Here is a 12,421-nt window from a genome sequence, read left to right on the forward strand (position 1 = left end):
CGGGCATTCACGCATGATGAGCGCCTTGACCGCCGGGTCTGACGGATTGAAGTGAACCTATCTTGAGGTAAGCATGGGGAAGAAGTATTGGCTGGCATTGGCAAACCTGATCTGGCTGGGCTGCTGGCCAGCGGCCATGGCACAGGCCAGCGAAGGCCAGGTGGTGGTGAGCAATGCGGCGGAGCAGCACGACTGGTATCAGAACCGGACGGCGGAGCAGGCCAGGCAAGAGCTGGAGCAGCAACTGCAGGAGGCCGTGCTGGCCCAGCTGCACCCGGATTTCTATACGCTCTGGAAGAAGCTGCAGGCCAAGCCGTCAGATCAGCGCGGCGCCCTCTATGACGAGGCGTTTGGCAAGCTGGCCCGGTTCCAGCAGGCATGGCGCGCCATGGATCTGGTCTCCCGCGAGCAGATGCAGACCCTCAAACTCAATCTGAACAAGCCGCTGGCTCACGAGCCGGCCGGCGACAACCTGCTGGAACAGGTCAAGCAGCTCAGACCCCAGGTCGCGGAATACGAGGCGGTGCGCGAGGAAGTGCGCAAGCTGCTGGCGCTGCCCATGGCCAAGAAGTGGCCGACCCTGACCATGCCGACCCTGCGAGCCGGCGAGGTTTCCCCGGAGCTGGGCCAGATCCGCTCCATCCTCAACGAGCTGGGCGACACGGCCCCGCGCCATGACGACGCCACCTACGACGACGACACCCTGCAGGCGGTCAAGCAGTTCCAGCGCCGCCACGGCCTGACCGCCGACGGCATCATAGGCCGGCAGACCCGCAGCTGGCTCAACACCGGGCCCGAGGTGCGCGCCAGCCTGCTGCTGCGCAACCTGTGGCGACGCGATCTGGTGGATCAGCTCTCCGGTGCCCGCTACGTGCTGGTCAACATCCCCGACTATCGGCTGAGCGTGGTGGAGTCCGGCAACGAGGTATTCACCAGCCGGGTGATCGTGGGCAAGGAGCAGCGGGCTACCCCGATCCTCGCCAGCGAGATCCGCTCCATCGTGCTCAACCCGGCCTGGCACGTGCCGCGCTCCATCCTGAGCAAGGACATTCTGCCCAAGCTGGGGCGCGACCCCGCCTACCTCAATCGCGAGCAGTTCGAGGTGATCGACGGCGAAGGCAATCCGGTGCAGTTCACCGAAGAGGGCTGGCAGCAGGCACTGGCGTCCGGTTTCCCCTATCGTCTGCGGCAAAAGCCGGGTGATCACAATGCACTGGGTCGCTACAAGTTCTATCTGCCCAACAACGAGGCGATCTACCTGCACTCCACTCCGCGCAAGGCGCTGTTCGAGCAGGGTGCGCGCGCATTCAGTTCGGGTTGCATCCGGGTGGAGCACGCCGACGATCTGGCCGAGCTGCTGCTGGCGGACTCCCGCTACCAGCCCGACAAGGTGGCCAGCATCCTGAAAGAGAGCCAGACCAAGTGGCTGCCGCTGACCACTCCGATCCCGGTGTTCACCGTCTACTGGAGCAGCTGGATCGACGAGGAGGGACGTCAGCAACTGCGCAACGACATCTATGGATTTGATCGAGTCAGCTACCAGAGTCGCCTGCTGTGATCCTCGCCACAGAGTGAAAAGCCCGGCCTGCGCCGGGCTTTTTCATGGCACCTTGCGGTTTGACAGCGGCCGGCTCGGCGGGTAGTTTCAAGCGCCTGTATCAAATTCATTCAACGGTTTCACCTCAACATTGCGATGGACGGACAAGGGATGCTTGATCAAGAGATAAGCCGACGTCGCCTGCTGCTGGGTGCCGGTTGCCTGCTGGGGGGCTCGCTGTTGTCCTTCCCCGCCATGGCGAGCCGCAGTACGGCGGGACGTGAACTCAGCTTCTTCAATCTCAATACCGGTGAGCGGGTGCGCACCAGTTACTGGGAAGATGGCCGCTATCTGAAAGACGGGCTGGCCGAGCTCAACCACATCTTTCGCGACTACCGTCGCAACGAAGTGTTCAACATCGACAGGAAGCTGTTCGACCAGCTCTACCTGCTGCAGCACAAGCTGGGTCGCCACGGCGAAATCCAGCTCATCTCGGGCTATCGCTCCCCCGTGACCAATCGCCAGAAGCGCAGTCGCAGCCGCGGGGTAGCCAAGCACAGCTACCACACCCTGGGGCAGGCGGTGGACGTGCGGATCCCCGGGGTACAGCTGGCGCACCTGCGCAAGGCGGCGCTCCATCTCAAGGTGGGCGGCGTCGGTTACTACCCGAGCGACAACTTCGTGCACCTCGACACCGGGCCCGTGCGCAGCTGGTAACGGCGGTTTGCTGGCCGTACCTGCCCGGCGGGTGACTGGTCAGCGGGGTGGCCGAGCTGGTAGGCTCTGGACACCATGCAGAGGAGAACCAGATGAAACATATTTTGCTTGGCGGGCTGATTGCCCTGCTGCTGACCGGTTGTGGCAAGCTCAACCGCGAAAACTACGACAAGCTCAAGATGGGGATCAGCTACGCCGAGGCGAGCAGCATCCTCGGCAAGGCCGAGCGTTGTGACGATGCGCTGGGCACCACCAGCTGCATCTGGGGCGACGAGGGCAAGAACATCAAGATCCGTTTCATCGCCGACAAGGCGACCTTCTTCAGCTCGGAAGGGATCAACTGAGGCAGTTGCTGCCCCCTTGCTCAACAAAAAAGCGCCTGACCGGCGCTTTTTTGTTGGCTGTTATCCGTACCGGCTCGCCAGAAGCTGGCGCGCTCAGTGTGCGGCGTACTGATAGTGAAAGGTGGGCAGCCCCCACTTGAAGCGCACCGCCAGCAGGCGCAGCACGAAGCCGATGCCGATGGCACCGAAGGCGGCCCAGTCGTTGGGCAGGCCCTGATCCAGCGCCAGGCAGTAGAGGGCGGCGGTCACCAGCGAGATGGCGGCATAGAGCTCGCGGCGAAACACCAGCGGAATGCGCTGGCAGAGCAGATCCCTGAGCACGCCGCCGAAGGCCCCCGTCACCACCGCCATGATGCAGGCGATGCCGGCGCCGTGACCCATCTCCAGCGCCCTTGCCGCACCGAAGATGGAGAAGACCACCAGCCCCAGGGCATCGAGTGCCATGAACAGCTTGCCGAGATAGCGCATCAGCGGTGCCGAGATGACGCCGGCCATGGCCGCGCCGGCGACCAGCAGCACATACTCCGGGTGTTCGACCCAGAGCAGGGGGTAATGGCCCAACAGTACGTCGCGGATGGTGCCGCCACCGATGGCCGTCGCCGAGGCGATGATCACCACGCCGAACAAGTCCATCCGTCGCCGGCCCGCGGCCAGCGCGCCTGTCATCCCTTCGGCCACCAGGCCCAGCAAGAAGAGTGCATGTAACATGAGATATCCCAGGGTGCGAGAAAGGCTCGCATCCTAACAATCTAGCGCTGGCGGGACAAGCAAACTCATATATGCATTAGATTAAGTAATGAAAAGGGGGCTTTCGCCCCCATTTTTCATCATGCTTGTCCGGGTCAGCGCTTGAGCTGTTCGCTGCGGTAGTGATCGACCCACATGGCGGTGGCGCCGCAGATGGCGACCGGCATCACGAACAGGTTCACCACCGGGATGGCGGAGAAGAGGGTGACCAGGGCGCCGAAGCTCAGGCACTTGCCGCGGCGCTGCTTGAGGGCGTCGCGCATGGTGATGAAGTCGATCTTGTGATTGTCGAACGGATAGTCGACATACTGGATTGCCATCATCCAGGCGCTGAACAGGAACCAGAGCACAGGCGCCAGGGTCTGGCCCACCACCGGAATGAGGAACAGGATCAGGCAGCCGATGGCCTTGGGCAGGTAGTATTTGAGCTTGATCCACTCGCGGCCGAAGGTGCGTGGCACATCCTTGACGATGTCCAGCATGCCGGTGTCGTTGGCGGCCTCGCCAGTGAGCGCCTGCTCCACCTTCTCCGCCAGCAGGCCGTTGAAGGGGGCGGCTATCCAGTTGGCCACCGAGCTGAACAGGAAGGAGAAGACCACCAGGATGGTGATGAGGGCGATGGGCCAGAGCAGGTAGTCCAGCCAGTCGAGCCAGCTCGGGATCTGCTGGTGCAGCCAGCCGAACAGGCCATCCAGCTGCAGCAGCAGGGCGTAGAAGGCTCCGGCAAACAGCACGAAGTTGACCAGCAGGGGGATCAGCACGAAGGTGCGGATGCCGGGCTGGCGAATGAGGGAGAAGCCGCGCAGAAAGTAGTCTGCACCGCTGATCGAGTCTTTTACCATACGGGGGGAGTGGCTCATCGGAGCTCCATCTGTTCATGGGAAACTGCCAGCATATTACAAACAAGCTTTTGATTTGGTAAAGTCGCCTGCCCGCCTCCTCTTTATTTCGTTACCGACATAGGCCGCCATGCGTCTGAAATTGATCAAACTCGCCGGCTTCAAGTCGTTTGTCGAGCCGACCCGCATCGAACTCAACGCCGACATGACTGCCGTGGTGGGGCCCAATGGCTGCGGCAAATCCAACGTCATCGACGCCGTGCGCTGGGTGCTGGGGGAGAGCTCCGCCCGCCATCTGCGTGGCGAGAACATGACCGACGTCATCTTCAACGGCTCCATCAACCGCAGCGCCCACGGCCGCGCCTCGGTGGAGCTGGTGTTCGACAACCCCCACAACCGGGTGCCCGGTGAGTTCGGCCGCTTTACCGAGATCTCGGTGCGCCGCGAAGTGCTGCGCGATGGCTCCAACCACTACCAGATCAACGGCCAGAAGTGCCGCCGCAAGGACGTGACTGACCTCTTCCTCGGCACCGGCCTTGGGCCGCGCAGCTACGCCATCATAGAGCAGGGTACCGTCAGCCGGCTGGTGGAGTCCCGTCCCGCCGATCTCAAGCTGTTCATGGAAGAGGCCGCAGGGGTCTCCCGCTACAAGGAGCGGCGCCGGGAGACCGAACAGCGCATCCGCCATACCCAGGAGAACCTGGAGCGCCTCGGCGACATCCGCGGCGAACTGGGGTCGCGCCTCGACCACCTTAAGGCCCAGGCCGAGACCGCCGAGCGCTACAAGCAGCTCAAGAGTCGTTCGCGTGCCGCCCGCGCCGAGCTGATCGGCTCGGAATTGTGGGCGTTGGAGACGCGTCTGGGCGAGGCCAAGACCGAACTTGCCCAGACCGAGCAGGCGCTGGCGGCCCTCGATGCCAAGCGCACCGCCGACGAGGGGCGTCACGTCACCCTGTCGGTCGCCCGCCAGGAGGCGCAGGCCGAACAGGCCAGCCGTCAGCAACAGATTTTTCTCGGCGGTCAGGCCATCGCCCGCCTCGAGCAGCAGCAACTGCACCAAACCGAACTCGGCCGCGACTGGCAGGCGAGGCGGCAGGCCCTCGGCGAGCGCATCGAGGGGCTCAAGACCCAGCTGGCCGGCCAGCTGGAACAACTGGGCGAAAGCACTCTGCAGGGGGAGGTAGCGTCGGCGCGCCTCGAGCAGTGTGAGCAGTTGCTTACCGACCAGCAGAGCGTGCGCACGGCGGCGGGCGAGCGGCTCGAGCAGGCGCGCCAGCGCCAGCAGCAGTGGCAGCAGCAGCTTGGCCAGTTGCAGGGGCGGCTCAACCAGACCCGCGCCGAGGTGAACGGTCTGCAGGAACTGCAGGCCAAGACCCGGCTGGCCCGTCTCAAGCTGGAAGATGAACAGGCCGGGCCCCTCGGCGGGGAGGAGGAGAACCTGCAACCGGCGCTCGATGCGTTGGCGGCGACGCTCTCGCTCTCCCGCGCTCGTCATGAAGAAGCCGAAGCGGCGTGGCAGGCCGGCCTGGCCCGCCATGAAGAGCTCAAGGCAGCGCAGGGGCGCCAGCAGGGCTTGCTGCGCGAACTGGAGGCTCGCCTCGCCACCCTGGATCAGATCCTGGGGGAGCAGATGGCGGGCGTCACCCTGGCGGATCGGCTGCAGGTCCCCCCCGAGTGGGCCCGGGGGCTGGACAAAGTGCTGGGGCGCTGGCTCACCGCCACCCCGGCGGACGAGTGCAATCTGGCGCAATCCGGGCTCTGGATTGGTCCGGCCCGGCCGGCGCTGGCCGGTACCCTGGCGGCGCAACTGGGCGGTGAGCACATTCCCGCCTTCCTCAACGCCATCTGGCTGGCAGAGAGCCGGGAGGAGGCGCTGGCCCGCCTGCACAGCCTCTCTGCCGGTGAGTCGCTGCTCACTCCAGCCGGCGACTGGTTCGGCCCCAACTGGGCGGATCTGGGGGAGGGCATGGCCCTCGGCACCCTGGCGCTGCTTGGCGAACGTGAGCGGTTGCACAGCGAGCTGGTCGCGGGCCGGGAGGCGCTGCGCCGGCTCGATGAACAGCTTGCCGCCGCCGACGCGACGCGGGCCCAGTTGCACGGCGCCCATGAACTGGCCCAGCGCACCCTGCGCGAGCAGGAGCAGCAGTGGCAGCAACTGCGCGAGGACTGGAGCCTGCGCGAAGGGCAGCGCCAGGCGCGGTTGCAGCGCCTCGGCCAGCTGGGAGAGGAGCTGATCCGGCTGGATAAGGAGCAGGCTGAGGAGGCGCAGCGGCTGGTGTCGGCCGGGGAGCGGCTTGAGCAGGATGAAGCGGCCCTTGGCGAGCTGCAGGAGCAGGGGGAGCTGCTTGCCGAGGCGCTGCTGCTCGCCCAGGAGCAGGCGAGCACGGCGGATCGCGCTGTGGAAGAGGCCCGCCTGCGTCGTGAGCAGCAGCAAGCCGCCTGCCAGCGGCTGCAACTGGAGCAGCAGAACCAGCGCCAGCTCATCACCCTGCGCGAGCAGGAGCTGGCCCGCCTTGGGCTGGAGCTGGCCGAGCTCAAGGAGCCGGGGGCCACTTCGAGTCAGGATCTGTCGCCCCTGCTGGCCGAGCAGCGCAGCCTCGAGGCGCAGCAACTTGCCTGTCATCAGCGGCTTGCAGAATTGGATCGCCAGCTGACCGAGCTGGAGCAGGCCAGAAGCGCCGATCACAAGCAACTGGTGCAGATACAGGAGAAGCTGGCGACCCTGCGGCTCGAGCGTGAACGCAACCTCACCCGCCGGCAGGGGCTGCACGAGCAGTTCGAAGAGCTGGGGGTACGGCTGGTGGATCTCGATCAGGCGGTGCTGATAGCCGCTGATCGCGGCAAGCTGCGCCAGGAGATCCAGACCCTGGAGGCGCAGGTGGAGGCGCTTGGCGCCATCAACCTGGCGGCGCTGGAGGAGTATGAAGAGGCGAAAACCCGCGCAAGCTACCTGGAAAACCAGTGCCAGGATCTGGAGCAGGCGCTGGAAACCTTGAGCCAAGCCATTAAAAGAATTGATAAAGAGACACAAATACGCTTCCGTGACACTTTCGATAAGGTCAACGAAGATTTAAAATCCCTGTTTCCAAAAGTGTTCGGTGGGGGCAGTGCCTGGCTTGAGCTCACCTCCGATGATCTTTTGGAGGCTGGAGTGAGCATCATGGCGAGACCTCCGGGTAAGAAGAATGCTACCATTGCCCTGCTTTCCGGGGGGGAGAAGGCGTTAACCGCTCTTGCGCTGGTTTTTGCCATCTTCAGACTCAATCCGGCACCTTTCTGTCTGCTGGATGAGGTGGATGCACCGCTCGATGAAGTGAACGTCGGTCGCTTCTGTTCTCTTGTCAAAGAGATGTCGAGCACAGTACAGTTCGTTTACATCAGTCATAATAAGGTCTCCATGGAGATGGCTGAGCAGCTGGTTGGCGTCACGATGCAAGAGCCCGGGGTTTCGCGCATAGTGTCGGTCGATATCGGTGAAGCCGTCGCTTTGGCTGAGCAAAACTAGAAAGAGAAGCAGCTAATGCAGGAATTGCGTTACATCTTGGTTGCCCTGGGCGGTATTGCCATCGCGGCATTGCTCATTCACGGGTTGTGGAGCAACAGAAAGAATCGTCAGGCACCGATCAAAGAGAAACCTCTGGGCCGGATGGAATCCAAATCACGGGATCGTGACAACGACGCCTTCGACAGCGATGGCATCGGTCAGGTGCGAGTGGTCAGCGGTGGCCGTCGTGCCGAGCCCAAACTCCACCATGATGAACCTCGCCAGCCGGAAGTGAGCCGTCGCGCCCCCGCGCCCGCCTTCGATGATGAAGAGGATGACGCCGATCTGCCGCCGCCCGTGGTACGCAAGCCTGCCGCTCGCCCCGTGCCCCCGCCTCCCGTTTATGAAGAGGAGGAGTATGAGGAGCCGGTCGCCGAGTCTGTCGAGGAGGTGCCTGCCGCGCCGGTGCGCAAGCCTGCCCAGGTGATCCGTCGTACCCCGGTGCATCGTTCCCGTCCCCAGCGTGAGCCGCTGCTGCAGCCGCTGGACGAAGAACCGCTGGTGGAGCCAGCCTACGCCACCGCACCCACCTTTGGTGCCCGTGAACAGGCCCAGGCCGCCGCGCCCGAATACAAGGCGCAGCCCCGTTACGCAGCCCCCGAGCCTGCCTACGAGGAGCCCGCCTATGAAGAGCCGGTGCCGGAGCCGCAGATCGAACGTCAGCCGGTCGAGAAGATCTGGCAGGATGTTTATGTCATCAACCTGATGGCGCGCCCCGGTCACGATCTGCAGGGGGCGACCCTGATCTCTTCCCTGCTGGCGCTGGGCTTCAAGTTTGGCGAGATGGACATCTTCCATCGCCACGAGGATCTCAACGGCAAGGGCGAAGTGCTCTTCTCCATGATCAACATGGTCAAGCCGGGTACCTTCAACCCGTACCGGATGGAGCAGTTCACCACTCCGGGCGTGTCGCTCTTCATGCAGCTGCCGCTGCGCAGCAACGCCGCCTTTGCCTTCGAGCACATGCTGCAGTCTGCCGACCAGCTGGCCAGCGATCTCGATGCCATGCTGACTGACGTGGATCGCAGCCCGCTGAGCGACGAGACCATCGCCCGTTACCGGCACGAGCTGGCCGCCTACGAGGCCAGTCGCGACTAATACGCCAGGCGGGTCGAATGAATCAAAAGTGCGGTACCCAGGTGCCGCATTTTTATTGCTCCGCTGGCCGGTTTTTCCATCACACTTCGAGACTTTTTCATGAGCGATATCCTCTCCCGCCACCGTCAACTGTGTGAGCTGCTTACCGAATATGGGCATCAGTACTATGTGCTGGACAACCCCACAGTGCCGGACGCCGAATATGACCGCCTGATGCGCGAGCTGATCGCGCTGGAGGCCGACCATCCCGAGCTGAAAACCCCTGCCTCGCCGAGCGTGCGGGTGGGCGGTCAGCCGCTCACCGCCTTCAAGCAGGTGCGCCACGAGATCCCCATGCTGAGCCTGGACAATGTGTTCAGCAGCGAAGAGCTGCAGGCGTTTGAACAGCGCATGAGCGATCGCCTCAAGCGGGAGGTCAATTTCACCTTCTGCTGCGAGCCCAAGCTGGATGGCCTGGCGGTGAGCCTGCTCTATGTAGACGGCCAGCTGGTGCAGGCCGCCACCCGGGGCGATGGCACCACGGGTGAGGAGATCACCGAGAACGTGCGCACCATCAAGGCCATTCCCCTGACCCTGCGTGGCGAGGGGTGGCCGGCTCGGCTGGAAGTGCGCGGCGAGGTGTTCATGCCCAAGGCGGGGTTCGAGGCGATGAACGCCAGGGCGCTGGCCGCCGGCGAGAAGGTGTTTGTCAATCCGCGCAACGCCGCCGCCGGCAGCCTGCGCCAGCTCGACTCGCGCATCACCGCCAGCCGTCCGCTCAGCTTCTACGCCTATGGGGTGGGGGTCGGTGGCGAGCTGCTGGGAGATTCCCACTACGGCCGCCTCACCCGGCTCAATGCCTGGGGGCTGCCGCTCAGCCCGGAGGTGAAACTCAAGGAGGGGGCTGCCGGTTGTCAGGCGTTCCATGACGACATCCTGACCCGTCGCGGTGCACTCCCCTACGAGATCGACGGCGTGGTCTACAAGGTGGATGCCATTCCCCTGCAAGAGGAGCTCGGCTTCGTGGCCCGTGCGCCGCGCTGGGCCACCGCCCACAAGTTCCCGGCCCAGGAGGAGATGACCCTGCTCGAAAACGTCGAGTTCCAGGTCGGTCGCACCGGCGCCGTGACCCCGGTGGCCAAGCTCAAACCTGTGTTCGTCGGCGGCGTCACCGTCTCCAACGCCACCCTGCACAATGCCGACGAGATTGAGCGCCTCGGCGTCATGATCGGCGACACCGTGATCGTGCGCCGGGCCGGGGACGTGATCCCGCAGATCGTGGCCGTGGTGGAGGCCCAGCGTCCAAGCGATGCCCGTGAAATTCTGTTCCCGACCGAGTGCCCAGTGTGCGGCTCGGCGGTAGAGCGGCTGGAAGGGGAGGCGGTGACCCGCTGCTCCGGAGGCCTGTTCTGCGAGGCGCAGCGCAAGGAGGCGATCAAGCACTTCGCCGCACGCCGCGCCATGGACGTGGACGGCCTCGGCGACAAGATAGTCGAGCAGTTGGTGGACAAGGGGCTGGTGAAGACCCCGGCCGATCTGTTTGGCCTCAATGCCATCCAGCTGGCCGGGCTCGAGCGGATGGGGCAAAAGTCCGCCCTCAATCTGGTGGCGGCCATCAATGCGGCGCGCAGCACCACGCTGCCGCGCTTCCTGTTTGCGCTGGGGATCCGCGAAGTGGGGGAGGCGACCGCGCTGAACCTCGCCAATCACTTCCTCACCCTGGATGCCTTGCGTGCCGCCTCGGTGGAGCAGTTGCTGGACGTGGCCGACGTGGGGGACGTGGTGGCCAAGCATGTCTACTACTTCCTGCGCCAGCCCCACAACATCGAGGTGCTGGAGGCCCTGCTGGCCGCCGGTATCCACTGGCCCTCCATCGAGAAGAAGGAGGCAAGCGATCAGCCCTTTGCCGGCAAGACCTTCGTGCTGACCGGCACCCTCACCACCTTGTCGCGCAACGACGCCAAGGCGGCGCTGCAGGCGCTTGGCGCCAAGGTGGCGGGCTCGGTATCGGCCAAGACTGACGTGCTGGTGGCCGGTGAGGCGGCGGGCTCCAAACTGGCCAAGGCCCAGGAGCTCGGCATCACCGTCTGGACCGAAGAGGAGTTGCAGCAGGCGCTGCAGGGCTGAGTCGCTGGCTCAACCAGATAAACGAAGAACCCGGCCATGCCGGGTTCTTCGTTATGGGGACAATGATCCGCGCTCAATCACGCCAGAGGATCTTGTAGCGCCACTTGTCGGGCAGGGTGAGCTGCCAGCGGGCCAGCTCGCTCTTGCTGAACACATACTCGCCGCGCAGGGCAGCCCGCGGCGCCAGAGTCTTGGGCTGGGCTCCCTCCAGAATGGCATTGACCAGCTCGGCCGCCTTGGCCCCCTGATCGTGCCCATCCAGCACCAGGCCGCCGATGGCCTTGCCCTTGCCCACCGTAAACTCCCAGAAGCAGAACAGCGGCACCGGGCTGTGGGCACTGGTCCACTCCAGCACCTGGCGTTCATCCACGTGGCGGCCCTGCTCATCGATGAGGGTGTGGTAGAGGCCGATGAATATCGCCTGATAGCCGTTCTGCCTGGCGTTGAGCACGGCCTCCTGCCACAGGTCGTAGTCGCCGAGCAGCTGGCTGTTGACCCGGGTCTGGCCGACCCGCAACTCGGTCTGGGTCTTGAACTCATCCTCGATGGCGGTCAGGGCCACGTTGCTCGAATCGAACAGCACCAGTGCCTTCTTGATCCCCCCCATCAGCTGGCTCATCTCGCTGATGTTGCGCTTGAGCAGGGGACGCTCCAGCACGCCGGTGATCTTGGGGTGGCCGACCAGCCCCTTGTGGCGCGGGTTCTCGTTCATGCCGAGAAACACGACCGGGGTGCCGAGGGAGGCGATGCTGGTGGCAAGGTAGTTGATGGCGTTGTCATCGCCAAGCACCACCAGATCCGGTTTCACCTGGTGGTAGTAGGCGAGCGCCCGTTCGGCGATCTGGTCGAACTCTTCGGCGGGGCGGCGCTTGGTATCCATGTAGAAGTGGCTGATGTGGTGCTCGCCCTTGAGGTTGGCCACCAGGCTGGCGTTGTAGCTCTGATCCCACAGGTACTCGGGATGGTAGCTGCTGATCACCAGGATCTCGGCAGCCCACAGCCGCAGCGACAGGGGGCACAGCAACAGTAGCAGCAACAAAGGCTTGGTCATATGGCTTCCCATCGGCACAGGGGTGTTGTCATTCATTATGTTCACTCCTGGGCCAGCCGGTGCCGGTCAATTACTGTCGGAGGGGAAATCTTTTTCTCGCTGGCCGGCATCGGGCGCTAGCCCGCACCAGGCTTGAGAGTGGTCTCGTATGGTGCCTTTTGTGGCTGGTCGGGAACTGCGCCACTCGCCTCAAAACCTGTTCTGGATCAAGAAATACGACCCCGCTTTGGTGCCTAATAGACACCACATATAGGGCTGCATTCGTTTTTAATCCCTATATGTTGTGTTATTAAGCTGTGTAAAAGCTGTTCCCTTCTCATCGTCAGCCCAGGCTTGTCAAGCCTCGGCTGAATTTATTTGCGCCGAGGACGAGGCGTGGAGAAGGGGGCCAAACAAGGGTAAGCCGAGGGCGAGAGCCTGGCCTTTTTAACGGGGAAA

The 12,421-nt window shown here is 63.9% G+C and carries 9 protein-coding genes; 6 read left to right on the top strand and 3 right to left on the bottom strand.

Going from position 1 to position 12,421, the window contains the following annotated elements:
- Positions 1 to 73: 73 nt before the first annotated feature.
- The 3 genes from I6L38_RS03055 to I6L38_RS03065 all read left to right on the top strand — a co-directional run bounded on the left by I6L38_RS03055 (position 74) and on the right by I6L38_RS03065 (position 2,598).
- The gene (locus tag I6L38_RS03055; RefSeq protein WP_042049738.1) at positions 74 to 1,558 is read left to right on the top strand and encodes a murein L,D-transpeptidase; all 1,485 of its coding nucleotides are present in this window, start codon (positions 74 to 76) and stop codon (positions 1,556 to 1,558) included.
- 150 nt (positions 1,559 to 1,708) lie between these two features.
- The gene (locus I6L38_RS03060) at positions 1,709 to 2,254 is read left to right on the top strand and encodes a DUF882 domain-containing protein (protein WP_005303369.1); all 546 of its coding nucleotides are present in this window, start codon (positions 1,709 to 1,711) and stop codon (positions 2,252 to 2,254) included.
- Positions 2,255 to 2,346: 92 nt separating this feature from the next.
- Positions 2,347 to 2,598, top strand: coding sequence for a hypothetical protein (locus I6L38_RS03065; RefSeq protein ID WP_005303367.1), 252 nt, complete (start codon positions 2,347 to 2,349; stop codon positions 2,596 to 2,598).
- A 93-nt stretch (positions 2,599 to 2,691) separates the two neighbouring features.
- On the opposite strand, the gene I6L38_RS03070 is transcribed toward I6L38_RS03065, so the two are convergent.
- The gene (locus tag I6L38_RS03070; RefSeq protein ID WP_005303366.1) at positions 2,692 to 3,306 is read right to left on the bottom strand and encodes a trimeric intracellular cation channel family protein; all 615 of its coding nucleotides are present in this window, start codon (positions 3,304 to 3,306) and stop codon (positions 2,692 to 2,694) included.
- 134 nt (positions 3,307 to 3,440) lie between these two features.
- Positions 3,441 to 4,205 carry a sulfate transporter CysZ gene (gene cysZ, locus I6L38_RS03075; RefSeq protein WP_043170786.1) on the bottom strand — a complete coding sequence of 255 codons (765 nt, stop codon included), beginning with the start codon at positions 4,203 to 4,205 and terminating at the stop codon, positions 3,441 to 3,443.
- A 109-nt stretch (positions 4,206 to 4,314) separates the two neighbouring features.
- On the opposite strand from cysZ, the gene I6L38_RS03080 reads away from it, so the two are divergent.
- The 3 genes from I6L38_RS03080 (at position 4,315) to ligA (ending at position 10,932) form a co-directional block, all read left to right on the top strand.
- On the top strand, positions 4,315 to 7,689 hold the full coding sequence (locus I6L38_RS03080) for an AAA family ATPase (RefSeq protein WP_216989129.1): 3,375 nt from the start codon (positions 4,315 to 4,317) through the stop codon (positions 7,687 to 7,689).
- A 15-nt stretch (positions 7,690 to 7,704) separates the two neighbouring features.
- Entirely contained in the window at positions 7,705 to 8,826 is a 1,122-nt protein-coding gene (gene zipA, locus I6L38_RS03085) for a cell division protein ZipA (protein WP_043170784.1), read from the top strand.
- 99 nt (positions 8,827 to 8,925) lie between these two features.
- Positions 8,926 to 10,932: an NAD-dependent DNA ligase LigA gene (ligA, locus tag I6L38_RS03090; protein ID WP_043170783.1), complete on the top strand. Its 2,007-nt coding sequence runs from the start codon at positions 8,926 to 8,928 to the stop codon at positions 10,930 to 10,932.
- A gap of 73 nt (positions 10,933 to 11,005) precedes the next feature.
- On the opposite strand, the gene I6L38_RS03095 is transcribed toward ligA, so the two are convergent.
- Entirely contained in the window at positions 11,006 to 11,983 is a 978-nt protein-coding gene (locus I6L38_RS03095; RefSeq protein ID WP_017787821.1) for an ABC transporter substrate-binding protein, read from the bottom strand.
- Positions 11,984 to 12,421: the final 438 nt, after the last annotated feature.

Origin of the sequence: Aeromonas sp. FDAARGOS 1408 (genome assembly GCF_019048665.1) — a bacterium.
In the GTDB taxonomy this organism is placed as follows: domain Bacteria; phylum Pseudomonadota; class Gammaproteobacteria; order Enterobacterales; family Aeromonadaceae; genus Aeromonas; species Aeromonas dhakensis.